This is a genomic window from Streptomyces sp. NPDC104307 (assembly GCF_055584045.1).
The window spans coordinates 1-26,440 of the sequence record NZ_JBVJMU010000014.1 but is presented as its reverse complement, the minus strand read 5'-3'; the positions used below and the strand labels follow the sequence as shown (position 1 = coordinate 26,440).

Here is a 26,440-nt window from a genome sequence, read left to right as displayed (position 1 = left end):
ATGACGACCGGGGGCGGGGCGGACGGCGAGGCGTTGCATGGGGGCATGGCGAACGCGGGCGCCGTCTTCCGCCGGGGTGAGCTGGTGGACCGGCCCGCACCGCCCAACGCCCCCGCCCTGCACGCCCACCTCCGGGCGCTGAGGGAGCACGGCTTCGACGCGGCGCCGACTCCCCTCGGCCTCACCCCTGACGGCCGTGAGCAGCTGACCTTCATCCCCGGCGAGGTGGCTCTGCCACCGTTCCCGGACTGGGTGCTGACGACAACCGCCCTCGAATCGGTGGGGAGACTGCTGCGCCGCCTGCATGCGGCGAGCGAGGCCGTCGGGGCCGGTGCGGACGACGGCTGGCCGCAGGATCTCGCCGACCCGGCGGGAGGAACGATGGTGTGCCACAACGACGTGTGCCCGGACAACGTGGTCTTCCGCGACGGCCGGGCCGCCGCCCTGATCGATTTCGACCTGGCGGCTCCGGGCCGCCCTCTCTGGGACCTCGCCATGGCTGCCCGCTACTGGGTGCCCATGCTCGATCCGGTGTCCGCGGCCGCCCTGTATCCCGGCGGGCCGGATGTGTGCGCCCGGCTGCGGATCCTCGCCGACGGCTACGGCCTCCCGGCGGCGGAGCGCGCCGCGTTGCCGGGGGTGATCGAACAGGCCACGGAGACCTGCCGGGGCTTCGTCGCCCGTCGCGTGGCCGACGGTGATCCGGTCTACCTCCAGGCGCTGGCCGACCGCGGCGGATGGGAGCGCTGGGACCGCGTGCAGGGCTGGCTGGCCGATCAGCGCGACACGTTCACGGCCGCGCTGATCGACTGACGCACTCGGACCTGTGCGGTCCCGCCCTCCTCGCGGCGGTGCGCCCGGGGTCAGCTCAGGCCGAGCTGGCGGGACGCCGCCGCCACCGTCTGTTCGAGAAGGACGGCGATGGTCATCGGGCCGACTCCGCCGGGGACGGGGGTGATCAGGCTCGCCTGCTCGGCCGCTGTCTCGAAATCGACGTCACCGACGTTGCCCTCGTTGTAGCCCGCGTCGATCACCACCGCGCCGGGCCTGATGTCGGCGCCGGTGATGAAGCGCGGCCGGCCGACCGCGACCACCAGGACGTCCGCCTGCCGGACGATCGAGGAGAGCTCTGCGGTGTGCGAGTGGCAGTACGTCACCGTGGCGTTGCGGCCGAGGAGGAGCATTCCGGCGGGCTTGCCCAGGATGGCGCTGCGTCCCACGACCACCGCGTGCTTGCCCGCGAGGCCGACCTCGTACGCGTCGAGCAGCCGCATGATGCCGCCGGGGGTGCAGGAGACGAATCCGGGGAGGCCGAAACCCATCGCCGCGAAGGAGTGCATGGTGACCCCGTCGACGTCCTTCTCGGGGGCGATCGCCTCGAAGGCGGCCCGTTCGTCGACGTGCGGGCCCATCGGGTGCTGGAGCAGGATGCCGTGCACTCCCGGGTCGTTCGACAGCGCGGTCACCGCGGCGACCACATCCGCGGTGGTGGCGTCGGCGGGGAGCGCCACGTGCCGGGACTCGATGCCCGCACGCGCGCACCGGTTGCGCTTCATCTTGACGTACGTCACGGAGGACGGGTCCTCACCGACGAGGACGGTGGCCAGGCAGGGCGGTGTTCCGGTGCGCAGCCGGATCTCCGCGGCCGCGGCGGCGGTCTCCTCGACACTCCGGCGGGCGAGGCCGGTGCCGTCCATCAGCTGAGCCGTGCGGGTCGGGTTCACGTGGTACTCCTGGGCGCTCGGGCGATCGCGTCGGCCGACGGGCCGCGGGGATCGCGGGATCGTGGTCGGTCGCCCAGGCGCACGGCTCCGGCAGCCCCATGGACTGCCGGTGTTCTCTGCGGCCGCTCCCCGGTGGTGCTCCACCTCAGCGCCAGTCACGGCCCGCACCCACTGTAGAGGCGCGCGGACGCGAGCGGGGAGTGCGAGCGCACTCCCCGCTCGCGTCCTCGCTCCGGTGTCAGCCGGCGCTGCGCGTGTCGGCCGGAGCCGGGCGTACCGGCCGGAGCCGCGCCTGTCAGCCGGCGCTGCGCGGCCTCGGGAGGGGCTTCCCGTACCAGATCTCGATCAGCCGGGCCGCGATCGAGATGCCGAACGGGGGCAGGATCTCGCCCGAATCGAAGGCGGCTGTCAGATCCTCGCGGGAGAACCAGCGCGCCTCCTCGATCTCCTCGCCGTCGACGTTGATCTCGTACGTCGTGGCCCGTGCCATGAAACCAAGCATCAGGCTGGATGGGAAGGGCCAGGGCTGGCTGGCGACGTACTCCACCTCGCCCACCGTGATGCCCGCCTCCTCGAAGACCTCGCGCGCCACGGACTGCTCGATCGATTCGCCCGGCTCGACGAATCCGGCCAGGGTGGAGAAGCGGCCCTCCGGCCAGTGGACCTGTCGGCCCAGCAGGGCACGGTCCTGGTCGTCGGTGACGAGCATGATCACGGCCGGGTCGGTACGCGGGTAGTGCTCCGCGCCGCAGGCCTGGCAGCGGCGGATGTGCCCGGCAGCCGCGATGACCGTGCGTTCGCCGCAGCGCGAGCAGAAGCGGTGCAGCCGCTGCCAGTTCTCCAGGGCCACCGCGTGCACCATCAGTCCGGCGTCGCGGGCCCCGAGGAGCAGTCCGGCCTCGCGCAGCCCGGCGGGGCGCGCCGACTGGTCCATGCGGCCCGGCAGGGAGTCCTTCTGCAGGGCGAAGTAGCTGACGCCGTCCTCGTCGGTGCCGAGGAAGTAGCGGTGGGTCTCGGTGACGGGCGCCTCGAAAGCGGGGGTCATCACGAGTTCGGTGCCGTCGTCGGTGTCGTCGATCAGCACCTGCCCGCCGGAGACGACGAAGACCCGGGTCGTCGGGTGGCTCCACGCCGCGGCCAGCCAGGCCTCGTCGAGGCGGTGGTGCGCGGCGCGGTCGATGCCGCTGGGCGCGGTCAGACCGATGGGCCGGTCGGTGATGGCGTTGTCGAAGGTGCTCACAGGTGCTTCCTACTCCCCCGGGATGGATCGGGTGTTCAGAGGATTCAGCGGAGTGCCGCCGCCAGTTCGCTCCAGAGGTGGGCGGTGGTCTCCACGCCCTTGAGCAGCAGGTCGAGTTCGACCTTCTCGTTGGGGGCGTGCCAGCCGTCGGACGGTACGGAGATGCCGAGGAAGAGGACGGGGGCGCCGAGCACGTCCTGTAGGTCCGCGGCGGGTCCCGAGCCTCCTTCGCGGGTGAAGAGGATCTTCTTGCCGAAGGCCCGTCCCATGGCGCGGGTGATGGCTTGGAGTGCGGGGTGGTCGAGCGGGGTGAGGCAGGGGCGGGTGGCGGGGAGGAAGGTGATCCGATGGCCGATTCCGGCCGGGATACGGGCCTCTGCCCAGGCCTGTACGGCCTCCTGGATCCGGTCCGGCTCCTGGCCCGCGACCAGCCGGAAGCTGATCTTGACCAGGGCGGCGGACGGGATGATCGTCTTGCTCCCGGCGCCCTGGTAGCCGCCGCCGATGCCGTTGACCTCGGCGGTGGGGCGGGCCCAGACGCGCTCCAGGGTGGAGTAGCCCGCCTCGCCGGACGCGGACTGCGACTTGGCGGTGCGCAGCCAGGTGGCCTCGTCGAAGGGGAGCGCGGCGAAGAGTTCGCGTTCGGTGCTGGTCAGTTCGCTCACGCCGTCGTAGAACCCGGGGACCGCGACCCGTCCGTCCGCGTCGTGGAGCGCCGCGACGAGCCGGGCGATCTCGGTCGCCGGGTTCGGGACTGCGCCGCCGAACGAACCGGAGTGGATGTCCTGCCCGGGGCCGCGCAGCTCGATCTCGCACTCGGCCAGTCCGCGCATGCCGGTGCAGACGGTCGGGGTGGCCTCGTCCCACATACCGGTGTCGGAGACGATCACGGCGTCCGCGGTGAGCCGGTCTGCCCGCTGCTCGACCAGGGCGCGGAAGTGCGGGGAGCCCGACTCCTCCTCGCCCTCGACGAGCAGCTTGAGGTGCACGGCGGGGCTGGTGCGGCCGGTGGTGGCGAGGTGGGCCCGGACGCCGAGGGTGTGGAAGAACACCTGGCCCTTGTCGTCCGCCGCGCCGCGCCCGTACATCCTGCCGTCCCGGATCACCGGCTCGAACGGCTCGGTGTCCCAGCCGTCCTCGCGGGCGGCGGGCTGCACGTCGTGGTGTCCGTACACCAGGACCGTGGGGGCGTCCGGATCGTCGGACGGCCACTCGGCGTAGACGGCGGGCGCACCGTCCGTCTCCCAGACCTCGGTGACCGGGAAGCCGGTCTCCTTGAGCTTGGCGGACAGCCACTCGGCGCTGCGCCGTACGTCTCCGTCGTGCTCCGGCTGCGCGGATACGGAGGGAATGCGCAGCCACTCCGCGAGGTCGTCGAGGAAGGCCGCGCGGTGCTGCTCGGTGTACGTACGGACGGCGCTGTCCGGGGTGTCGCTCATGACCTTCAGCTTATCCGTCCGTGGGAGGTGGCTCGTCCAGGAGGATGCGCTCCAGTTCCCGGCGGCCCGGGAGGCGGCCGGGGCGGACGCTCTCACCGGTGCGGACGAAGAGGAACGTGGCCGAGACGTCGGTGAGCGGCAGTCCGTGCAGTTCGGCCCAGGCGAGGCGGTAGACGGCGAGCTGGAGGGGGTCGGCGGTGTTGGTGCGGCTGGTCTTCCAGTCGACGATCTCGTACGTGTCCCCGGTGCGGTACACCGCGTCGATACGGCCCCGGACGATCCGGCCGGCCAGCGTGATCTGGAACGGCGTCTCAACGCGGTACGGGGTCCGGCGGGCGTACGGGGTGCGCTCGAAGGCCTCCTTGAGCAGCGCGAGATCGGCCTCGTCGGCGATCTCGGCGTCGCTGTCCTCGCCGCCGGGCAGCTCGTCGGGGCCGAGCATGGGCAGCGGCAGCTCCTCGAAGCGGGACTCGACCCAGGCGTGGAAGCGGGTGCCCCGGCGGGCGGCGGGCTGCGGGGGGCGGGGCATGGGCCGGGCCAGCTCCTGGGCGAAGCCGTCCGGGTCGTCGGCCAGGCGCATCAGCTGGGTGGCGGAGAGCGAGGCGGGGACGAGGACGTCGCGCACGGTGGCGCGGGCCCTGCGCAGCTCCCCGGCGAGGGCGTCGAGGTCGCGGTCCCAGGAGGCGAGGGTGCGGGACTCCTCGGGGGTGAGGGGGCGGGACTCCTCGGGGGTGGGCCGCGAGGGGGCCGGCTCGGGCAGCCGGGCAGCGGGGATGTGCGGGGCGTGGGAGGGCTGAGTGCCGTCGGGGGCGGGTGCCTCGTCCAGGAAGGGGTCGTCCTCGGGGAACAGCTCCTCGTCGTCGAAGGGCGGCTCGTCCGGCGGAGGCGGCTGTTCCGCCGGACGAGCCGCCGGGTACCCGTCAGGCACCGGTCCCTTCTCAGCCAGGGCCGTCAGGTGGGCCATCACCGTCTCCGCGGCGGCCCTGCGGCGGGTCAGCGCGGTGTCGTCCAGCGGCAGCGGCCAGGCGTGGTCGGCCGCGGATTCGGCCAGGGCCGGGTTCTCCTCGTCCTCGGCCGGCTCGTCCGCCCAGGCCTCGATCTCGCCGTGGCCGGCCGCGCAGTGCTCGTACAGCGCGTGCAGGAAGCCGGACGGGCCGCGCGTCTTCTTCTGGCTGGGGCCCCACCAGTGGCCGGAGCCGAGCAGCAGGGAGCGGGGGCGGGTGAAGGTGACGTAGCCGAGGCGCAGCTCCTCGGTGTGCTGGTGCTCCTTCATCTCCTCCTTGAAGCCCTTGAGGCCCTTGGCGTCGAAGGAGTGGATGACGGGCAGGGTGGCCGTGTCGCCGCGCAGGGCGTGCGGGAGGACCTTGGACTGGGAGGTCCAGGCATCACGGGACTGGCCGCTCGGGAACTGGCCGCTGACCAGTCCTGGCACGGCGACGACGTCCCATTCGAGGCCCTTGGACTTGTGGGCGGTGAGGACCTTGACGGTGTTCTCGCCGCCGGGCAGCGCGTTGTCCAAGCCCTTCTCGTACTGCGCGGCGGTGCGCAGGAAGCCGAGGAAGGCGAGGAGCGTGGCCTCTCCGTCGACGGCGGCGAAGCGGGCCGCGACGTCGAGGAAGTTGGCGAGGGTCTCGCGGCGGCGGGCGGCCAGGGCCTGCGGGGAGGCGGAGAGCTCGACTTCGAGTCCGGTGGCGCTCAGGACCCGGTGCAGTACGTCCATCAGGGGGTCGGAGAGCGAGCGGCGCAGTTCGCGCAGTTCGGTGGCGAGCCGGGCGAAGCGGATGCGGGCCTCGGTGGAGAACGGCAGCCGGTCGTCCTCCTCGCCGCCGGAGTCGAGGAAGGTGTCCAGGGCGTCGGCCAGCGAGATCACCTCGGCCGGGTCGACGCCCTCGACCGCTTCTGCGAGGCGGCGGTCGGGGTCGAAGTCCTCGTCGTCGCCGTGCGAGGCGCGGTGCACGAGGAGGCGGGCCCGGCGGCCGAGCAGTGCCAGATCGCGGGGGCCGATGCGCCAGCGGGGGCCGGTGAGCAGCCGGACCAGGGAGGCGTTGGCCCCGGGGTCCTGGAGGACCTCGCAGACCGCGACGAGGTCCGCGACCTCGGGGAGGTGCAGCAGCCCGGACAGGCCGACGACCTCGACCGGGATGTCCCGGGCCACCAGCGCGGCCTGGATCTGCGGGAAGTCCCCGGCGGTGCGGCACAGGACGGCGATCTCGCCGGGCGCCTTGCCGGTCCGCACGAGATGGGCGATCGAGTCCGCGAGCCAGTCGATCTCCTCTGTGTGGGTACGCAGCAGGGCGCAGCGGACGAGGCCGTCGCGCTCGGCGCCGGGGGCCGGGCGCAGCGCCTCGACGCCCTCGTGCATGGCGCGCAGCGGTTCGGCCAGTCCGTTGGCGAGGTGGAGGAGGCGGCCGCCGCTGCGGCGGTTCTCGCTGAGGGAGTAGCGGGTCGCGGGGGCGCCGTCGGCCTGCGGGAAGTGGCTCGGGAAGTCGTCGAGGTTGGCCACGGAGGCGCCGCGCCAGCCGTAGATGGCCTGGCAGGGGTCGCCCACGGCGGTGACCGCGTGCCCGGACGGGACGCCGTCGGGGCCGCTGCCGAAGAGGGCGGAGAGCAGGAGGCGCTGGGCGACGGAGGTGTCCTGGTACTCGTCGAGCAGGACGACCCGGTACTCCTCGCGCAGGATCGCGCCGACCTCGGGACGGGTCAGGGCGAGCTGTGCGGAGAGGGCGATCTGGTCACCGAAGTCGAGGAGGTCGCGGCTCCGCTTCGCCTCGCGGTAGCGACGGGTCAGCGAGAGCAGCTCGCGGCGGGCCTCCGCGGTCTCGGGGATCTTGCGCAGTTCGGCGTTGCTGAGCTTGGCGCTCTCCAGGGTGCGGAGCAGATCCGTGTCGTACTCCGCGAGCTGTTCGGGGCGTACGAGATGCTCGGCCAGTTCGGCGTCCAGCGCCAGCAGATCGCTGACCAGCGTGGGAAACGACCTGGTCAGGGCCGGGTACGGGCCGGGGGCCTCGCGCAGTACGCGGGCGGCGAGCTGAAAGCGGGTGGCGTCGGCGAGGAGTCGGGTGGTGGGTTCGAGCCCTATCCGCAGCCCGTGCTCGGTCAGGAGCCGCCCTGCGAAGGCGTGGTACGTGGAGATGCTGGGCTCGCCCGGCGGGTTGTCCGGGTCGATGACCTCCGGATCGGTGACGCCGGCCGCGACCAGGGCCTTGCGGACGCGCTCCGCCAGCTCGCCGGCCGCCTTGTTGGTGAAGGTGAGGCCGAGGACCTGTTCGGGGGCGACCTGTCCGGTCCCGACGAGCCACACCACACGGGCCGCCATCACCGTGGTCTTCCCCGACCCGGCTCCGGCGACGATCACCTGCGGGGCGGGCGGCGCGGTGATGCACGCCGTCTGCTCCGGGGTGAAGGGGATCCCGAGGAGCTCCTTGAGCTGCTCGGGATCGGTGAGGTGTGAGGACACTCCACAGAGGCTAACCGGACGCGCCGACAACCCACGAAGCCGTGAGCGGGCCCACCCGGACGACCGTGAGCAGGCGCACACCGACGACCGTGAGCGGGCGCACGCCGACAACCCACGAAGCCCCGCGAGCGAGCGCACGCGACAACCCACGAAGCCCCGCGAGCGGGCGCATGTGGACGGCTGTGAGCCGGGACAGCCCTTAGATTGACTCTTGTCGTATCAACAGCCCTACGAGGACGGTCAGATGAGCTCCGACACCCCCGCAGCCACCTCCGACACCGCCGGCCTCAGGCAGCGCATCGATACAACGAAGGCGCATCCGGCCCGGGTCTACGACGTCTTCCTCGGCGGCAAGGACAACTACCCCGCCGACCGCGAGGCAGCGGCCATGGCGCTGAAGGCCAATCCGCGCGGGTACCTCACCGTGCGGCACAACCGGGACTTCATGCGGCGCGCGGTGACGCTCGCGGCCAGGAACGGCGCCCGGCAGTTCCTGGACGTCGGCACGGGGCTGCCGACCCAGCAGAACGTCCACCAGATCGTGCAGGCCATCGCGCCCGAGGCGCGGGTCGTGTACGTGGACAACGACCCGGTGGTGCTGGTCCACGCGCAGGCCCTGCTCACCAGCGGGCCACGGGGGCGTACCGACTACATCGAGGCGGACCTGCGAGACCCCGCCAAGATCCTCGAAGCCGCCCGCCGCACCCTCGACTTCGACCGCCCCGTCACCCTGGTGCTCGCGGCCGTCCTCCACTTCATCGAGGACGAGGAGGCCTACCCCATCGTCAGGCAGCTCGTCGATGCCATCCCGTCGGGCAGCCATCTCGTACTGAGCAACGTCAGCTCGGACCTCAACCCCGAGCAGGTCGGCCAGGTGACGAAGGCCTTCAAGGAACGCGGCTTCGCCATGGTCCGCCGCTCGCACGCCCAGGTGGAGCGCTTCGTGACCGACAACGGTCTGGAGCTGCTCGACCCCGGCGTCGTCCCGGTGCACCGCTGGCGTCCCGAGCAGGTCACCGATCTGCCCGAGGCCGCCCACCTCGACCAGGAGTTCGTGGCGAGCCTGGACGTCCTGGACCGGACGCGCTACCAGGACATCAACGACGTCACCGACGCGGACGTCAGTGTGTACGGGGTGATGGCCCGCAAACCGTGATGGGCCGGGGCCGGGCGCGCCCGCTCGCGCGCCCGCTCACTCCAGGACCTGCCGCCCTTCCGGCTGGGCACTGCACGAGGCCCTGAACGCGCAGTGGGTGCAGTGCTGGCCGGTCGTCGGGGTGAACCGCTCGTCCAGGACCCGGCCCGCGGCGGTCGCCAACAGGTCGGATACCCATTCGGTGTCCGGCGGCTGCTGGGCCTGCACCTTGGGAACGGCGTCGCCGCCCTCCTTCTTGGGCGCGGGCTGGCGCAGCTGTACGAGTTCGGCCCCGCCGGACTCGGGGCGCCGGCCGTCGAAGACGTCGTCGACCGCGCCTTCCCGGACGGCCAGCTGGTACACGGCGAGCTGGGGGTGGCGGGCGACCTCCTCCTTCGTCGGGGACTGCTTGCCGGTCTTGAAGTCGACGACGTAGGCGCGGCCGTCGTCGTCCCGTTCCACCCGGTCCATGGAGCCCCGGATGCGCACCTCGTACTCCCCCGCCTCCAGCGTCACGTCGAAGTCGTGCTCGCTGGCGGCCGGGGTACGGCCGGTGCGGTCCATGACGTGCCAGCGCAGGAAGCGCTCCAGGGCGACGCGCGCCTGTTCCTTCTCCTGCTGCGACTTCCAGGGGGCGTCGAAGACCAGCCCGTCCCAGACCGAGTCGAGCCGCTCCATGAGGACGGCCAGGTCGGCGGGCGTACGGCCGGAGGCCACCTCGTCGGCGAGTACGTGGACGACGTTGCCGAAGCCCTGGGCGGCGGTCGCCGGGGCGTCGGCCTTCACTTCGCGGCCCAGGAACCACTGGAGCGCGCAGGTGTTGGCGAGCTGGTCGAGCGCGCTGCCGGACAGGGCGACGGGCTGGTCCCGGTCGCGCAGCGGGACGGCCGAGCGGGTCGGCTCGTACAGGCCCCACCAGCGGTAGGGGTGGGCAGAGGGCACGAGCGGCTGCCCCTCGTCGTCGGTGAGCGCCGCGAGCCGGGCGAGGCGGTGGGCGGCCTCCTCGCGCAGGGCGTCGGACGCGCCGGGGTCGACGGTGGTGGCGCGCAGTTCGGCCACCAGGGCGGCCACGGCGAGGGGGCGGCGCGGGCGGCCGGTGACGTCGCGGGGATCGACGCCGAGTTCGGTCAGGAATCGGGACGGCTGGTCGCCGTCGTCGGCGGGCGCCTTGACGGCGGTGACGACGAGCCGTTCGCGGGCGCGGGTGGCGGCGACGTAGAACAGCCGGCGCTCCTCGGAGAGGAGGGCGCCGGGGGTGAGGGGTTCGGCGAGACCGTCGCGGCCGATCCGGTCCGCTTCGAGCAGCGAGCCCCGGCGTCGCAGGTCGGGCCAGAGGCCCTCCTGCACCCCGGCGACGACGACCATGCGCCACTCCAGGCCCTTGGACCGGTGCGCGGTCATCAGCCGTACGGCATCGGGCCGGGCGGAGCGCCTGGAGAGGGTGTTGGCGGCGATGTCCTGGGCGTCGACCTCCTCCAGGAAGTTGAGCGCGCCGCGCCCGCCGGTGCGCTCCTCCGCGCGGGCCGCCGTGTCGAACAGGGCGCAGACCGCGTCGAGATCGCGGTCGGCGTTGCGCCCGCCCGCGCCGCCCCGCAGCGCGGCCCGCTCCAGCCTGCCCGGCCAGGGGGTGCCGGACCACAGCTCCCACAGGGCCTCCTCCGCGGTGCCGCCGCCCTCCAGGAGCTCACGCGCCTTGCGCAGCAGGGCGCCGAGGCGCTGGGCGCCACGGGCGTACGCCGGATCGTGCGCGACGAGCCGCTCCGGCTCGGCCAGGGCGCGGGCCAGCAGATCGCCGGAGGGCGCGGGCACCCGGTTCCCGGCGGCACGCTCCTCGTCGCGCAGGGCCCGGCCCAGCCGGCGCAGATCGGCGGCGTCCATGGAGCCGAGAGGGGAGGCGAGGAGGGTCAGCGCGGTCTCGGTGTCGAGCCAGGCCGCCGGGGCGGGGGGCTGGCGCTCCGGTTCCGCCTGGGGTTCTGTTTCGGGGTCTGCCTGGGGTTCTGCCTCCGCTTCTGCCGCCGCCTCTGTCTCTGCTGACGCGCCCGCGTTCCGGTGGAGCGCCGCCGTCGCCACCGTGCGCAGGGCGGTCAGGAGCGGGGCCACCGCGGGTTCGTGGGGCAGGGGCAGGTCATCGCCGTCGACCTCCAGCGGAACGCCCGCCGAGGTCAGGGCCCGCCGCATCGCGGGAATCGTGCGGCCGCCGGACCGGACCAGTACCGCCATCTCGTGCCACGGCACCCCGTCCTCCAGATGCGCCCGGCGCAGCAGGTCCGCGATGTTGTCGAGCTCCGTGGAGGCGGTCGGGTAGGTGTACGTCTCGACGGTGCCGCCCTCGCGGACCGCGCCGAGCTCCCGGTGGGCGCGGACCTTCGCGGCGGGCAGCCGGGTCAGCGGCATCCGGCGGGTGAGCAGCCGGGTGGCCGCCAGCAGCCGGTCCCCGGAGCGGCGCGAGGTGCTGAGGACGCCGACCGGGGCCGGGGCACCGTCCGCCCGCCGGAAGACCTCGGGGAAGTCGAGGATGCCGTTCACATCGGCGCCCCGGAAGGCGTAGATCGACTGGTCCGGGTCACCGAACGCGATCAGGTCCCGGCCACCGCCGCCGCCCGGGGTGCTCCCCCGGTTCCCGGCCAGCGCGTGCAGCAGCCGCACCTGCGCCGGGTCGGTGTCCTGGTACTCGTCGACGAACACCAGGTCGTACTGGCCGGCCAGCAGCGCGGACACCTCGGGGCGCTCCGCGAGCAGCACCGCCCGGTGGACCAGCTCCGCGTAGTCCAGCACCCCCTGGGCGTCCAGCACGTCGAGGTACTCCGCGAGGAACTCGGCGGCGGCGCTCCAGTCGGGGCGGCCGGTGCGCCGGGCGAAGTCCGCGAGGGCGTCCGGGCCGAGGCCCAGCTCACGGCTGCGGGCGAGCACCGCGCGTACCTCGTCCGCGAAGCCCCGGGTGGTCAGGCAGGCCCGCAGCTCGTCGGGCCAGCGGATGTGCGCGCGCCCCTGCTTCTCCAGGTCGAGCTGGCCGGCCAGCAGATCGCGGACCGTGACGTCCTGCTCCGGACCGGAGAGCAGCCGCAGCGGGTCCGCGAAGAGATCGGCGTCCTGATGGGCGCGGACCAGGGCGTAACAGAAGGAGTGGAACGTGGTGGCCTGCGGGCTGCGGACGGCGCCGAGCCGGGCGGCCATCCGGTCGCGGAGTTCGACGGCGGCCTTGCGGCTGAAGGTGAGGATCAGGACGCGGGCCGGGTCCGCGCCCCGCGCGACGCGCGAGGCGACGGTCTCCACGAGCGTGGTGGTCTTGCCCGTGCCCGGTCCGGCGAGGACCAGCAGCGGCCCGCCCTGGTGGTCAACCACCGCGCGCTGCGCCGCGTCCAGGAGAGGGGGTTCCACGGAGCCCGGCGGGGTACGCACCAGCCGGTACGCGCCCGTGGTCCCACGCCGTGCCTGACGGTGCGGACTGTGCCGGGTGGTGGAGGAGGAGCTCACGTGGGTCGCCGGTCCTGGTGGGTGTGCTGATGCTGGGGGCGCGGCAGCTGCCGCGAACTGACGACGCTACTCCGGCGACGGGCCCGATCGCGGCGGTACGGATGCGGGGATCGTCACGTTCGGCCCGGACGGCGAATCCGGTGGAGCCGGGCCGGACGACAACGGACGCGCCGGGGCCGGCGGAATCCGTACGCACGGCGCGGACTCCAGGACAGGCGCGGACTCCGGGACCGGTGCAGGCTCCAGGACCAGCGCACTCCACGTGGGCGGCGCACGCCCGGCGGGCAGCGGGCTCCGCGCGCTGCGCACGTCACGCTTCCCGTACGCCGTACGGGCCCGGCTCCGCACGATGGGCCGCCGGATGGCCGAAGCTGTCAGGTGTGAGCACCCCCGCCGCCGTCCGCCCCCGGACCGCCCGCCCTGCCGTCCGCCGCCGCGCCCGGCACTCCGTCCCACCGCGCCCGTCTCATGTCCAGGCGCGGAACGTGACCGTCCGCACTGGCCGGGGCCTCGCGCAGCGGGGTGCTCTCCGCGCGGTAGTGGTTCAGCGCGCGCAGCTCGTGGCCGGGCAGCAGCGTCCCGTCGGAGCGCACCACGCGCCACCACGGCACCGCAGAGCCGTACAGCGCCATGGCCCGGCCGACCTGACGCGGGCCGCCGTCCCCCAGCCACTCCGCGATGTCGCCGTACGTCATGACGCGGCCGGGCGGGATCAGCTCGGCGACGTCGAGCACGCGCTCCGCGTACTCCGGCAGCGCGTCACTCGTCGGGTTCTCGCTCATCCGGCCCATCCTGCCGTACGCCACCGACAGCCCGGCCGATTCCGTGTCCGGCCGCACACACAGCGTGCGGAGGCCGGGAAAAGGGGCGTATCTTGCGCTTCGCGCGCCCCTGCATCGCACCCTGATGCCCTCCTGCGTCCACAGGCCGTGCCACCATCGTCCGGGCGGTGACCGGTGATACGAGAACACGAAGACCAATCAGAGGCGACGAAGGAGCAGGGCGTGCAGCCACCGAAGGCGGCCGACGCCTCTGATGCCGAGCCGCGCCCGGAAGAGGGCCGGCCGGATTCCGGCACCGGTCCGGAGAGTCCTTCCGGGAGGCCGGCCGGCTCGACGCTGTCGACCTCGGAAGAGGAGCTGTCCGAACGCGTCTCGGGGGACGAACCCCTGCTCCCCGCCCGGGTGCACCGTCCCTCCGATCTGCTGCGGCTCCTCATCGGCGTCCTGGCGATCGTCGTGCTGTTCTCCGTCGCCGCGTTCGCCCACGGCACGACCACCGGTCTTGAGGAGGACATCAACAAGGGCACCGGCCAGGCGCCCGACGTACTCATCAAGATCGCCGGCCTGGTCTCCAGCATCGCCGTCCTGCTGGTGCCGGTCGCCTTCGCGATCGAGCGGCTGATCAAACGCGACGGGCTGCGGATCGCGGACGGTGTGCTGGCCGCCGTGCTGGCCCACGGAGTGACGCTCGCGGCGGATCTGTGGGTCGCCAAGACCGCCTCCGGAACGATCCAGGACGCCCTGACCCAGCCGGCGCCCGGTGACGCGCTCACCGATCCCGTGCACGGCTATCTCGCCCCGGTGATCGCCTATATGACGGCGGTCGGGATGGCGAGACGGCCGCGCTGGCGGGTCGTGCTGTGGGTGGTGCTGCTGCTCGACGCCTTCGCCATGCTGGTCGGCGGCTACACGACACCGCTCTCGATCATCCTCACGGTGCTGATCGGCTGGACGGTGGCGTACGGCACGCTGTACGCGGTCGGCTCGCCGAACGTCCGGCCGACCGGCCAGCACCTGATGGCGGGTCTGCGCCACGTCGGCTTCCGACCCGTCACCGCGATGCGGGCCGACGACGCCCCCGACTCCGGCGACCAGAACGACCGGGGCCGCCGCTACCTGGTCTCCCTGGAGGACGGCGCACCGCTCGACGTGACGGTCGTCGACCGGGAACAGCAGGCCCAGGGCTTCTTCTACCGGGTGTGGCGCAGGCTCACCCTGCGCGGGATCACCCAGCGGCGGTCCATCCAGTCGCTGCGCCAGGCGCTGGAGCAGGAGGCACTGCTCGCGTACGCGGCGATCGCCGCCGGGGCCAACGCGCCCAAGCTGATCGCCACCTCCGAGCTGGGCCCCGACGCCGTGATGCTGGTGTACGAGCACATCGGCGGGCGCTCGCTGGACGCGCTGGAGGACGCCGACATCACCGACGACCTGGTGCGCGACGCCTGGCGCCAGGTGCAGGCGCTCCAGTCCCGGCGGATCGCGCACCGCAGGCTCACCGGCGACGCCCTGCTGGTGGACCGTTCCGGCAAGGTGTTCGTCACGGACCTGCGCGGCGGCGAGATCGCGGCGGGCGACCTGGTGCTGCGGATGGACATCGCCCAGCTGCTCACCACGACCGGTCTGCGGGTGGGCGCGGAGCGGGCGGTGGCCGCCGCACTCGCGGTCGTCGGCCCGGACACCGTCGCGGACTGCCTGCCGCTGCTCCAGCCGATCGCGCTCAGCCGCTCCACCCGGGCGCATCTGCGCAGGCTCGCCCGGGAGCGGTCGCAGCGGGAGCGCGAGGCGGTGCTCGACGCGTCGGACGCGGCGAAGCGGGCCCGTACCCAGGGCGCCGCGAGTTCCGGGGACGCGGACCGCAAGGCCGCCCGCAAGTCGCTGCGGACCGAGAAGCAGGCCGAGAAGCGGGCCATGGACGACGCGCTGGACGGGGCGCGCGAGGAGGATCTGCTCACCCTGATCCGCCGCGAGGTGCTGCTGATCCGGCCGCAGGCCCCGGTCGAGCCGGTCCGGCTGGAGCGCATCAAACCGCGCACCCTGCTCAGCTTCATCGCGGGCGCCATCGCCGCCTACTTCCTGATCTCGCAGGTCACGGAAGCCGACTTCGGTGCGGTGGTCGAGCAGGCGGAGTGGGGCTGGGTGGCGGCCGCGCTCGGCTTCTCCGCCCTCAGCTACATCGCGGCGGCGATGAGCCTGCTGGGCTTCGTGCCGGAGCGGGTGCCGTTCGGCAAGACGGTACTGGCGCAGATCGCCGGCTCGTTCGTGAAGATCGTGGCGCCCGCCGCGGTGGGCGGTGTCGCGCTGAACACCCGGTTCCTGCAACGCTCCGGCGTACGCCCGGGGCTGGCGGTCGCGAGTGTCGGAGCCTCGCAGCTCTTCGGCCTCGGCTGTCACATCCTGCTGCTCGGCGCCTTCGGCTATCTGACCGGCACCGAGAAGACCCCGTCCTCGCTCACCCCGTCCAGGACGGTGATCGCGGGGCTGCTGACGGTCGCGGTGCTGGTGCTGGTCGTGACGGCGATCCCGTTCCTGCGGAAGTTCGTGGTGACCCGGGTGCGGTCGCTGTTCGCCGGGGTCGTACCGCGCATGCTCGACGTCGTACAGCGACCGCAGAAGCTGCTCACCGGCATCGGCGGAATGCTGCTGCTCACCGGCCTGTTCGTGATGTGCCTGGACGCGTCGGTCCGGGCGTTCAGCGGTCCCGACACCCCCCACCTCAGCTACGCGAGCATCGCGGTGGTCTTCCTCGCCGGCAACGCGCTGGGTTCTGCCGCGCCGACCCCGGGCGGTATGGGCGCGGTCGAGGGTGCGCTGACGCTGGGTCTGATCGCGGTCGGCCTGCCGAAGGAGGTCGCGGCCCCGGCGGTGCTGCTGTTCCGGCTGATGACCCTGTGGCTGCCAGTGCTGCCCGGCTGGATCTGCTTCAACCACCTCACCCGCAAGGGCGAGCTCTAGAAGCCACTGTGGCGCCGGTCCGGGCGGCGGGCCACCCGCTTGGACCGGTGCCCCGTGCACCTTCCCCGCCACCGCCGCACGATGGAGCGATGAGGACCTCCCCTGCCCTGCGTGCCGCCGCCCTCGCCGCCACCGTGACCGTGCTGCTTCCGCTCACCGGCTGCTCGGACGGCGGTGACAACGACGCGCCGGACCGCTCGCAGGGTTCGCCGCACCCGGCGAACGCCGCCGCGAGCCCCGGTCCGTCCGCCCTCGCCACCCAGCAGCTGACGTGGAAGCGCTGCCCCGCCCCGTCCCAGGCGGAGGGCGGCGGCGCCGCACCCTCGCCGCTGCCCGGCGGGGCCGTCTGGGAGTGCTCCGTCATGAAGGTCCCGCTCGACCACGCCAAACCCTCGGGCGACACCATCGGCCTGGCGCTCATCCGCGCGAAGGCCATGGACCCGAAGAAGCGGATCGGCTCCCTCATCTTCAACTTCGGCGGCCCCGGCGCCTCCGGCGTCACCACCCTGCCCGCCTTCGGCACCGACTACGACAAGCTGCGCACCCGCTACGACCTGGTGAGCTTCGACCCGCGCGGGGTCGGCCGCAGCGACGGCGTGCGGTGCGAGACCGACAAGCAGCTGGACGCCCGCTACCAGGAGGACGGAACGCCGGACGACGCCGCGGAGGAGAAGGCGTTCACCGACGACACCAAGGCGTTCGCGGCCGCCTGCGAGAAGAACTCGGGCCGGGAGCTCCCCTTCGTGGGGACGACGAACGCCGCCCGCGACATGGATCTGATGCGTCAGGTGCTGGGCGACCACCAGCTGCACTACTTCGGCATCTCGTACGGCACCGAACTGGGCGGCGTCTACGCCCACTTGTTCCCCAAGAACGTGGGCAGGTCGGTACTGGACGCGGTGGTGGACCCGACCGAGGACGCCGAGCAGTCCTCGCTGGGCCAGGCGAAGGGGTTCCAGCTCGCGCTGGACAACTTCGCCAAGGACTGCGCGAAGCGGGGCGACGCCTGCAAGCTGCCGGGTTCCGACGCCGACGGGGTCGAGCAGGGGATCTCCGATCTGCTGGACCGGCTGGAGAAGCGGCCGGTGGCCGGGCTCGGCGCACGCAAGCTGACCCAGACCCAGGCCACCACCGGCATCGCGGCGGCCCTGTACTCCAAGGAGACCTGGCCGCTGCTGGAGCAGGGCGTCGACGAGGCCGACGGCGGCAGCGGCGGGCTGCTGCTGGCACTGGCCGACTCCCTCAACGGCCGTTCCGACAAGGGCCACTACGACAACTCCGCCGCGGCCAACACCGCCATCAGCTGCGCCGACTCCAAGGAGCGGTTCACGCTGGAGGAGACGAAGGAGAAGCTGCCGCGCTTCCGCGAGGCCTCACCGGTCTTCGGTGACTACCTGGGCTGGGGCCTGATGGCGTGCACCGAATGGCCGGTCGCCGGTGTCTGGGCGCACCCCGATGTCAGCGCCCCCGGCTCGGCCCCCCAACTGGTCATCGGCAACACCGGTGACCCCGCGACCCCCTACAAGGGCGCGAAGGCGATGGCGGAGGAGCTCGGCAAGGGCGTCGGCGTGGAGATGACGTACAAGGGCCAGGGGCACGGCGCGTACAACAGCGGCAACGCCTGCGTGCAGAAGGCGGTGGGCGGCTATCTGCTGGACGGCAAGGTGCCGGCGGCCGGAACCGTCTGCGGCTGAGCAGCGCGGCCCGGCACCGTCCCGGCACCGTCCTACGATGGGCGAACTGCCGATCCGGCAGGGTGAAACACGGGGGACACAGGGGAGGGACGCACGTGGTCTCATACGCACGGGCCGGGGCGCTGGCCGCCGCCGCGCTGCTGCTGACGGGGGTGCTCGCGGGCTGCGACGACGGTACGGACGACAAGCCCGGCAGGGCGGCGGACGGCGGTACGGCCGGCTCACCGTCCGCCGCAGCTTCGTCCACCGAGGACGGGAAGCCCGCGCGGCTCCCGGCCCTGCCCGGCTCGCTCACCTCGCAGCACCCGGACTGGAAGCGCTGCGAGGCCCCCGAGGGCGGGACCGCTCCCGGTGCGGACTGGCGCTGCGCGACGGTCCGCGTCCCGCTGGACTACGCGAAGCCGGGGGGCGACACGATCGGGATCGCGCTGATCCGCAAGGAGGCCCGCGACAAGGGGCGGCGTCTCGGCTCGATGCTGTTCAACTTCGGCGGCCCCGGCGGTTCCGGCGTCTCCATCCTGCCGCGCGCCGCCGGTTCGTACGGGAAGCTCAACACCCGTTACGACCTGGTGGGCTTCGATCCGCGCGGGGTGGCCGGGAGCGCCGGGGTGCGGTGCCGCTCCGACCAGGAGCAGGAGGACGCCGCCCGGAAGGTGGACATGACTCCGGACACGGCGGCGGAGGAGGCGGCGTTCATGAAGGACGGCGCGGACTTCGGCGCCGGCTGCGAGCGCCGCTCCGGCAAGGTCCTGCCGTTCGTCGGCACATCGAACGCCGCCCGCGACATGGACCTGATCCGCGAGGTGCTCGGTGACCGCAAGCTGACCTACTTCGGCATGTCGTACGGGACCGAGCTGGGCGGCACATACGCGCACCTCTTCCCCGGGAACGTGGGGCGCGCCGTCCTGGACGCCGTCGTCGACCCCACGGCGGACGCCGTCGGGCACGCCCGCAACCAGACGACCGGCTTCCAGCGTGCACTGGAGAACTACCTCAAGGACCGGGGCCAGGACCCGAAGGCGGGCACCCAGCGCATCGCCCGGCTGCTGGCGAAGATCGACAGGAAGCCGCTGCCGACCGGCACGTCCCGCGAGCTCAACGAGTCGCTGGCGCTCACGGGCATCGTGATGCCGCTCTACTCCAAGGACAGCTGGCCGGTCCTGACCCAGGCTCTGGACGAGGCGGAGGGCGGCCGGGGCAGCATGCTTCTGCAGCTGGCCGACTCGTACAACAGCCGTGACGAGAAGGGCCATTACGGCACCGAGAGCCACTCGCAGCGAGCCATCTCCTGCGCGGACAGCAGCGCCCGGCCGACGGCGGCCGACGCGAAGGCGCTGCTCCCCGAGTTCGAGAAGCTGTCACCGGTCTTCGGCGCCTTCCTCGCCTGGGACACGGCGGGCTGGTGCGCGGACTGGCCGGTGAAGGGTGAGCGCGCCAACCCGGAGGCGAGCGCTCCGGGGGCCGCTCCGATCCTGGTCGTGGGGACGACCGGCGACCCGGCGACACCGTACGAGGGTGCCCGGAAGATGGCGGACGAGCTGGGCAAGGGCGTCGGCGTGCTGCTCACCAACAAGGGCGAGGGGCACGGCGCCTACGGCCGGAACACCTGCGTGACGTCGACGGTGGACACGTACTTCCTGGACGGGAAGGTCCCGGCGGACGGCAGGACCTGTCCATAACCTCTGGGCACGTCGAAGGGCCCGGTCCGCGCGGACCGGGCCCTTCGACGTGTTCTTCTAGTACACCGGCTTCTCGGGCTCGATCTGGTTGACCCAGCCGATCACGCCGCCGCCGACGTGCACCGCGTCCGCGAAGCCCGCCGACTTGAGGACCGCGAGGACCTCGGCGCTGCGGACACCGGTCTTGCAGTGCAGCACGATGCGCTTGTCCTGCGGCAGGTCCTGGAGGGCGTTGCCCATCAGGAACTCGTTCTTCGGGATCAGCTTCGCACCGGGGATCGAGACGATCTCGTACTCGTTCGGCTCGCGGACGTCGATGATCTCGATCTTCTCGTCGCCGTCGATCCACTCCTTGAGCTGCTTGGGAGTGATCGTGGAGCCGAGCGCCGCCTCCTGGGCCTCCTCGGACACGACGCCGCAGAAGGCCTCGTAGTCGATGAGTTCGGTGACGGTCGGGTTCTCGCCGCAGACCGCGCAGTCGGGGTCCTTGCGGACCTTGACCTGGCGGTACTGCATCTCCAGCGCGTCGTAGATCATCAGCCGGCCGACGAGCGGGTCACCGATTCCGGCGAGCAGCTTGATGGCCTCGTTGACCTGGATGGAGCCGATGGACGCGCAGAGCACGCCCAGCACCCCGCCCTCGGCGCAGGAGGGAACCATGCCGGGGGGCGGCGGCTCCGGGTAGAGGCAGCGGTAGCAGGGGCCGTGCTCGGACCAGAAGACGGACGCCTGGCCGTCGAACCGGTAGATGGAACCCCAGACGTACGGCTTGTTCAGCAGCACGGCCGCGTCGTTGACGAGATAGCGGGTGGCGAAGTTGTCCGTGCCGTCCACGATCAGGTCGTACTGGGCGAAGATGTCCATCACGTTCTCGGCTTCGAGCCGTTCCTCGTGAAGGATCACGTTCACCAGGGGGTTGATCCCCTGCACGGTCTCCTTGGCCGACAGGGCCTTGGACTTGCCGATGTCGGCCTGACTGTGGATGATCTGGCGCTGCAGGTTCGACTCGTCGACCTCGTCGAACTCCACGATGCCGAGCGTTCCGACACCGGCGGCGGCCAGGTACATCAGGGCCGGCGAGCCGAGACCGCCGGCGCCCACACAGAGCACCTTCGCGTTCTTCAGCCGCTTCTGCCCGTCCATCCCGACATCCGGGATGATCAGGTGGCGGGAGTACCTGCGGACCTCGTCGACGGTGAGCTCAGCAGCTGGCTCGACCAGGGGTGGCAGCGACACAGGAACCTCAACAATGCAGGTGGTCGGTTTCTACGTACTTCGACTACGTACGGTTGTTCTTGCCGTAACACTGCCACGCCCCCTCTCATTCCGAGATACCAGGTCCGATCCGCGAGACGATTTCGTCCCAGTAGCTGGGCAGCGTCGCGAATGGATCGGTTTGTCCACGCCCGTGCGCCGGGTCCGCCGCCCCGGTGCGGTCGGTGAAGAAGATCGTCCCGGCGCCCTGCCAGCGCGCGATCCGCATCGCCTCCTCCAGGTGGCTGCGCGGGACGCCGTGGACGAAGTGCGCGAACCGGCCGGGCGGGTAGGCGGCGGTCCACTCCGCCACCTGCGACCAGCGGTAGTCGGTCCACGGGCCGCGGAAGGTGACGAGCTGGTCGGCGGCCTCCGCGTAGCCGGGGTACGGGTGGGTGTCGTGCCCGAGCACCAGGTGCCCGCCGTCCCGCGCGCTGTCGCTGTCCGCCAGGAGCGCGGCGAGCGTGCTGGTGAGCCGGCGCACCGCGGGGAGCCCAGGACGCTCTGCCGGGCACCGGTCGAGGTAGAAGCCGTCGACGCGGTACCAGTCCAGGAACGACCTGGCGTCGGTGAGCAGTTCGTCGAACGGCCGGTTGCCGAAGGCCAGATCGAGCCGTCCGAGCAGCCGTCCGGCCGAGGCCCGTACGGTGTCCAGCGCCTCGTCGCCGTGCACGGCCCGTTCGCGGGCGTTACGGAGCCGGCCGGCGGCCTCCAGACAGTGCGGGTCGGGACGGGTCCCGGGGCCGTTGTCGATGTCGAGGACGGCCCAGTGCAGCGGGGTGCCGGGGCGGGTCAGCTCGGCCCATTCGACGGGTGCGAGCAGCGGGTGCGCGTAGCCGGGGACGCCGAAGCCGAGCCGCTCCGCGCCGCTGGTGCGGCGGGCCGTGCCGCTGCTGGTCAGATACGGCACGCGGCCTCCATCCAGATGTCCGCGAGGGACTCCTCCAGATTGATCCGGGGGCGCCAGCCGAGCCGGTCCCTGGCCGTGCGGACGTCGGCCTGCTGCCAGGCGCCGCAGCCGTCCGGGTAGGGCGAGGGGGTGGCCGAGAGGTGCTCCATGACCGATTCGGTGGAGGTGCGGGGGGCGCCGATGGGCAGCCGGGCGGGGGGCGTGTCCAGCTCGTGGAGCGCTCCCGCGTAACCGGCGACCTTGGCCAGTACGGCGGCGGCGTCACGCAGGCGCACGGCCCGGCCGGTGCCGATGTTGACGACGCCCTGGGCGGCGGAGAGCGAGGCGGCGTGCACGGCGCGCGCGACGTCGCGCACATCGACGAAGTCGCGCTGCACGCCGAGGCCGCTGAGTTTCAGGTCGCTGTCGCCGGACTGCATGGCGCGGCGCATCGCCTCCGCGAGCCGGCCGAGCGGGGAACCGGCCGGGGTGCCGGGGCCGACCGGCGAGAAGACCCGCAGCACGACCGCGTCGAGGCCGGAGCCGAGGACGAGTTCGGTGGCGGCGAGCTTGCTGACGCCGTACGGGCCGCCGGGGCGCGGGATGGCGTCCTCCGCGGTGGAAGAGCCGGGCTGCGAGGGTCCGTACTCGGAGGAGCAGCCGACCTGGACCAGCCGGGCGGTGCAGCCGCTGCGCCGCATCGCCTCGCAGACGGTGGCGACGGCGACGGTGTTGTGGCGGGTCAGGTCGCGCGCGCCGCCGCGGGTGGCGCCCGCGCAGTTGACGACGACTCCGGGGTGGACGGCGTCCAGGAAGCGGGTGAGGGCTCCCGGGCTGCCGCTGGCGAGGTCGAACCGTACGTCGGCGTCGTCACCCCGGCCGAGCGCCGTGAGGTGTACGGCCGGGTCGGCGAGCAGCCGGTCGGCGACGAACCGGCCGAGGAATCCGTTGGCTCCGAGCAGCAGCACCCTCATCGTGCGCCCCCTGGGTGCCGACGGCGGGCTGCCGGTGCGAGGTATTGGGGGGTCATGTCCGGTGTCTCCTTGAGGCAGTTGCGTGCGGTGCGGGAAGGGACCCGCGGCGTCGGCTCCGCGGGGTGTCTGTGGTGCGTCGTGGTGTGCGTCAGGCGGCGGTGTGGGCGGAGGCTCGGGAGAGCGCGACGGTGGCGGTGGTCAGCAGGCCGAGCGCGGCCGCGCCGCAGGCCACGGCGGGTACGGCGCCGGCACCCGCCGCCGCCACGAGGGCGTCGACGGGCCGGGCGAGGGGGTGGAGGCCGGGCAGCCGGCCGCCCAGGACCAGGGCGGGGGCGGCGGCCTCGACGGCGCAGGCGGCGGCGAGTCCGGTGGTGGCCGGTCCGGGGAAGCCGTGGACGGTGAGGAGCCGGGCCAGCAGGAGCAGTACCCCGAGTCCGGCGGCCCCGACGGGGGCGCCGCCCCCGGTCCCGAGTCCGGCCAGGTACAGCAGCCCGGTGACGGCGCAGAGGAAGAACGCGACGGCACCGAACAGCAGGGGGCGCACGCCTGCCGCGAACTCCTCCAGTGCGCGGCTGCCGTTGAGTTTGCGGTGGGCGTGCACGGAGAAGAGGTGCGCGCACCAGGCGGCCGGGGCGACCGCGACGGCGAGCCCGAGCAGCGGCGCCGGGGTGATGTCCCAGGGGCCTTCCGGTCCGCCGCTCAGCACCTGGCGGAGCAGGGCCTCGCCGTACAGGGCGTAGCCGAGCAGCCAGCAGCCGTACAGGTTGGCGGCTCCGGTGGCGCGGCCGCCGGCGGAGAGCGGCCCCGTGCGCAGGGTGACGGCGAGCCCGACGAGCGCGAGGAGGGCGCCGCCGCTGCCGATGGCGAGCCGCGCCCCGCCGCCGAGTACCCCGTCGGTGAGCCGCAGCGTGAGCAGGGTCGCCAGGCAGGCGGCGCCCGGCAGCAGCGCCCGGAGCGACCACGCGGCGCGCGTCCGGATGTCACGCGCCGGAGCGGAGAGCACGGCGACGGGCTCCCGAGGGATACCCGGTACCCGGGCGAACAGTTCCTCCGCCAGCGAGAAGACGTCGCGGTGCCGGTAGCGGGCGGCGGTGCGGTCGGTGACGCCGCAGGCTTCGAGCCCGGCGGCGATCTCCAGCGGGTCGACGGCACGTTCGCAGAGTTCGCGGTGCCGGTGCATGAGCGACTTCACCGGATCGGCCGGACCGCGCCGCCCGGTACTGAGCTTCCGCACCGGGGCGGCGTGCCCGATCTCGGGGGCGCGGGTGGAGGGCGCGGAGGACTTGGGGGGTGCGGAGGACGTGGACGACGCGGAGGGTACGGAGGAGGTGGAGTGCTTGGCGGGCTCGGCGGGCTCGGAAGGCGCGGCGGGCGCGGAAGGTGCGGCGGGCGCGGCGGGCGCGGCGGGCTCGGTCACATGCTCCGGGGCGTCTTGGGTTGGCGCGTCGGGGTGCTCGGGTGTGCCTTGGACTGCCGTCGCCGCCGGGGCGCTCCCGGCCGGTGAACCGGGGACGAGCGCCCGCGAGCGAGGGTCCCAGCCGCTTCCGGTCGCCGGTGCGCCGGGTACCTCGGTCGGGCGGCCCATCGTCGTTCCTCCGTGCTCCTCACCGGGGGCGCCGGGCGGCCCGGTCCGCTCTGTACGGCGGCCCGGTCCGGCCGCCTTCTGGTCACGCATCGCCGTCCCCCCCTCCGCGCGCCCCCGCGCAGACTCCGCTCCCGGCCCAGCTGGGTGTGCGCTCGGCCGGTCCCGGGGCGAGGTCTTCGTCCAGCTCCGGCCACAGGCCCAGGACATGGGCCTCCGGCGGGGTGGCGAAGGGGCGCGGTCCGCCGTCCTCGTTCGCCGTCACCGCGTCCCTGCGCACCGGCGCACCGGCGATCAGCTCCAGGTAAATGCCGCGAAATGCCGCGAGGTTCTGTTCGACCGTGAAGAGTTCGAGCGCGCGGGCGCGGGCGGCCGCACCCAGGCGCGCACGGCGCTCGGGGTCGCGCAGCAGTGCCAGACAGGCGTCCGCGAGCGCCCGGGGATTGCGCGGCGGCACCACGAGCCCCGTCCCGCCGATGACCTCGACGACCGCGCCGACGTCCGTGGAGACCGTGGCCCGGCCGCAGAACATCGCCTCGACCAGGCTGATCGGGAAGCCCTCGACCACGCTGGAGAGGACCACGATCCCGCCGGCCGCGTACGCCTGGGCGAGGTCGGGCACCTCGGCCCCGCCGATCTCCTCGAAGGAGACCGGGTTGTCGCCCACGGCGTGCGCGTCGGCGGCCTCGTCCGGGAAGAGCTGGGCGGCGAGCGCCCGGCACTGTGCGAGGTAGCCGGCGCCCTCCGGCCCCTGGGCCGCCGCGCCGATGATGCGCAGCCGGGCGTCGGGCTCGGCCCCGCGCACCTCCGCGAAGGCGTGCAGCAGGGCGACCAGGTCCTTGGCCGGCTCGATCCGGCCGACCCACACCAGGGTGTCCGGGCCGCCATCGCCCTCGGTCTCGCCCAGCGCCGCGAACCGGCCGGACTCCATTCCGGGGTAGACCGTGCGCACCTTGGCGGGGTCCGCGCCGCAGCGCTCCTGCCAGCGGCGGGCGTGGGTGTTGCCCGGGGTGATCAGCGCGGCCTGCCGGTACACCTCGGCGGCGAGCCGGCCGTGGAAGTTCGCGAGGAGGGCGCGCACCGGCGCACTGAGCGGAGTGCCCGCCGCCGCGAGGTAGTGCGACCGCAGGCGCACGGAGTGCTCCGTGACCAGCAGCGGCACGTCGAAGAAGCGTTTGGCCAGCAGCCCTGGCAGGGCGGCGGCGCCTCCGGAGGTGGCGTGGCAGAGGTCCACGGCACCGAGGCTCTCCTCGTCGTACCAGTCGAGGGAGAGCGGGCGGAGCAACCGGTCGAGTTCCGCGGCGAAGGCGAGGAGGTCGGGGACGGTGGCGGCCTGGACGGTGCGGCCGGTGCCGGGCGCGCGGCAGGCCGCCTCCAGGATCCGTACCGCGGTCTCGGAGCGGAGCGCCGCGGGAAGTCCGCCGTGTTCGCAGGCCAGTTCGGCCAGCCCGTAGAGGCCGTCCGTGAACCGCGCGTCATCGGTGAGGCGCACGTCGTCGGCAGGCCGCCCGGCACCGGTCGGCCGCGCGGACCGGATGAACCGGGCGTCCTCGGCGGGCAGCCCGTCCTCGGGGCCGTCGCCCCGCTCGGTCAGGGACGCGCCCGCAGCGCAGACCGCGGTCGCGAGCGCCGTGAAGTGGGTGGTGAAGCGCCGTCGTTCACGCCGTCCGTAGGAGTGCGCGCCCCCGCCGGTCAGCAGTCGAGCGAGCAGCCCCCTGGGGGCGTGCAGGCCAAGGGCGTCCTCGTCGGCGGTCCACAGCGGCGCCGTCCGCACCCGGCTCACCTGGAGGGGGAGCTGGACCCAGCCGCGCGCCTCCTGTTCGGCGTCGCGGCTCAGCGCGAAGAGATCGAACTCGTGTTGCGAAAGTCCCCGTACCAGACGGTCGCACCAGAGTCTGGACTCACCGGTCGCATACGGATAACCACCGTCGGTGAGGAGTCCGATCCGCACGAGCACACCCCCGATCTCCCTTGTGGGCGGCCACCGTTGGATCGGCGACTCGCAGCGGGACGACCGTAAGCGGATACGCCGGTGGTGGGGGGGGGGGGGGGGGGGGGGGCCCCCCCCCCCCGCCCCGCCCCCGGGCCGGGGGGACATGTACAACCCCCGCTGCTGGAGTTGCGGGGGAAGAGCCGGGGGCGAGAAGAATGGCCGGACCCCCGGC

At 73.2% G+C, this 26,440-nt stretch carries 16 protein-coding genes and 1 riboswitch; of the genes, 5 read left to right on the top strand and 11 right to left on the bottom strand.

Translation table 11 applies throughout. From position 1 onward, the window contains the following. A complete protein-coding gene (locus tag ACZ601_RS28470) occupies positions 1-813 on the top strand; it encodes a phosphotransferase (protein ID WP_469543230.1) in 813 nt (270 codons plus the stop codon). Between the two features lie 50 nt (positions 814-863). On the opposite strand, the gene ACZ601_RS28465 is transcribed toward ACZ601_RS28470, so the two are convergent. From ACZ601_RS28465 to ACZ601_RS28450, 4 genes are all read right to left on the bottom strand, one after another. Beyond that, positions 864-1,697, bottom strand: coding sequence for a bifunctional 5,10-methylenetetrahydrofolate dehydrogenase/5,10-methenyltetrahydrofolate cyclohydrolase (locus ACZ601_RS28465; RefSeq protein ID WP_469543534.1), 834 nt, complete (start codon positions 1,695-1,697; stop codon positions 864-866). 91 nt (positions 1,698-1,788) lie between these two features. Continuing rightward, positions 1,789-1,893, bottom strand: a riboswitch (ZMP/ZTP riboswitch). A gap of 126 nt (positions 1,894-2,019) precedes the next feature. After that, positions 2,020-2,964 carry an NAD(+) diphosphatase gene (gene nudC / locus ACZ601_RS28460; protein ID WP_440577472.1) on the bottom strand — a complete coding sequence of 315 codons (945 nt, stop codon included), beginning with the start codon at positions 2,962-2,964 and terminating at the stop codon, positions 2,020-2,022. A gap of 44 nt (positions 2,965-3,008) precedes the next feature. Beyond that, positions 3,009-4,403: a dipeptidase gene (locus tag ACZ601_RS28455; protein ID WP_469543227.1), complete on the bottom strand. Its 1,395-nt coding sequence runs from the start codon at positions 4,401-4,403 to the stop codon at positions 3,009-3,011. A gap of 10 nt (positions 4,404-4,413) precedes the next feature. Next, on the bottom strand, positions 4,414-7,860 hold the full coding sequence (locus ACZ601_RS28450) for a UvrD-helicase domain-containing protein (protein WP_469543224.1): 3,447 nt from the start codon (positions 7,858-7,860) through the stop codon (positions 4,414-4,416). A 244-nt stretch (positions 7,861-8,104) separates the two neighbouring features. On the opposite strand from ACZ601_RS28450, the gene ACZ601_RS28445 reads away from it, so the two are divergent. Further along, a complete protein-coding gene (locus tag ACZ601_RS28445) occupies positions 8,105-9,016 on the top strand; it encodes an SAM-dependent methyltransferase (protein WP_469543221.1) in 912 nt (303 codons plus the stop codon). Between the two features lie 36 nt (positions 9,017-9,052). Here ACZ601_RS28445 and ACZ601_RS28440 read toward each other — a convergent pair whose 3' ends face one another. Then, positions 9,053-12,469, bottom strand: coding sequence for an ATP-dependent helicase (locus ACZ601_RS28440; protein WP_469543218.1), 3,417 nt, complete (start codon positions 12,467-12,469; stop codon positions 9,053-9,055). A gap of 374 nt (positions 12,470-12,843) precedes the next feature. Further along, complete coding sequence (locus ACZ601_RS28435) at positions 12,844-13,251, bottom strand: MGMT family protein (RefSeq protein ID WP_469543215.1); 408 nt, start codon at positions 13,249-13,251, stop codon at positions 12,844-12,846. Positions 13,252-13,473: 222 nt separating this feature from the next. Here ACZ601_RS28435 and ACZ601_RS28430 point away from each other — a divergent pair, with 222 nt between their 5' ends. The 3 genes from ACZ601_RS28430 to ACZ601_RS28420 all read left to right on the top strand — a co-directional run bounded on the left by ACZ601_RS28430 (position 13,474) and on the right by ACZ601_RS28420 (position 19,576). After that, positions 13,474-16,203: a lysylphosphatidylglycerol synthase transmembrane domain-containing protein gene (locus ACZ601_RS28430; protein ID WP_469543213.1), complete on the top strand. Its 2,730-nt coding sequence runs from the start codon at positions 13,474-13,476 to the stop codon at positions 16,201-16,203. Between the two features lie 89 nt (positions 16,204-16,292). Next, on the top strand, positions 16,293-17,897 hold the full coding sequence (locus ACZ601_RS28425; RefSeq protein ID WP_469543211.1) for an alpha/beta hydrolase: 1,605 nt from the start codon (positions 16,293-16,295) through the stop codon (positions 17,895-17,897). Positions 17,898-17,992: 95 nt separating this feature from the next. Further along, positions 17,993-19,576: an alpha/beta hydrolase gene (locus ACZ601_RS28420; RefSeq protein WP_469543208.1), complete on the top strand. Its 1,584-nt coding sequence runs from the start codon at positions 17,993-17,995 to the stop codon at positions 19,574-19,576. A gap of 57 nt (positions 19,577-19,633) precedes the next feature. Here the strand turns inward: ACZ601_RS28420 and moeZ are convergent, their stop codons facing one another. The 5 genes from moeZ to ACZ601_RS28395 all read right to left on the bottom strand — a co-directional run bounded on the left by moeZ (position 19,634) and on the right by ACZ601_RS28395 (position 26,226). Next, positions 19,634-20,812, bottom strand: coding sequence for an adenylyltransferase/sulfurtransferase MoeZ (moeZ, locus tag ACZ601_RS28415; RefSeq protein WP_311303375.1), 1,179 nt, complete (start codon positions 20,810-20,812; stop codon positions 19,634-19,636). Between the two features lie 85 nt (positions 20,813-20,897). Next, positions 20,898-21,740, bottom strand: coding sequence for a spherulation-specific family 4 protein (locus ACZ601_RS28410; RefSeq protein ID WP_440579356.1), 843 nt, complete (start codon positions 21,738-21,740; stop codon positions 20,898-20,900). After that, positions 21,728-22,693: an NAD-dependent epimerase/dehydratase family protein gene (locus ACZ601_RS28405; protein ID WP_469543204.1), complete on the bottom strand. Its 966-nt coding sequence runs from the start codon at positions 22,691-22,693 to the stop codon at positions 21,728-21,730. Before ACZ601_RS28405 ends, ACZ601_RS28410 begins: the two co-directional genes overlap by 13 nt. 148 nt (positions 22,694-22,841) lie before the next feature. Next, entirely contained in the window at positions 22,842-24,278 is a 1,437-nt protein-coding gene (locus ACZ601_RS28400; protein WP_469543532.1) for a hypothetical protein, read from the bottom strand. Between the two features lie 82 nt (positions 24,279-24,360). Continuing rightward, positions 24,361-26,226 carry a DUF3492 domain-containing protein gene (locus ACZ601_RS28395; protein ID WP_469543530.1) on the bottom strand — a complete coding sequence of 622 codons (1,866 nt, stop codon included), beginning with the start codon at positions 26,224-26,226 and terminating at the stop codon, positions 24,361-24,363. Positions 26,227-26,440 lie beyond the last annotated feature (214 nt).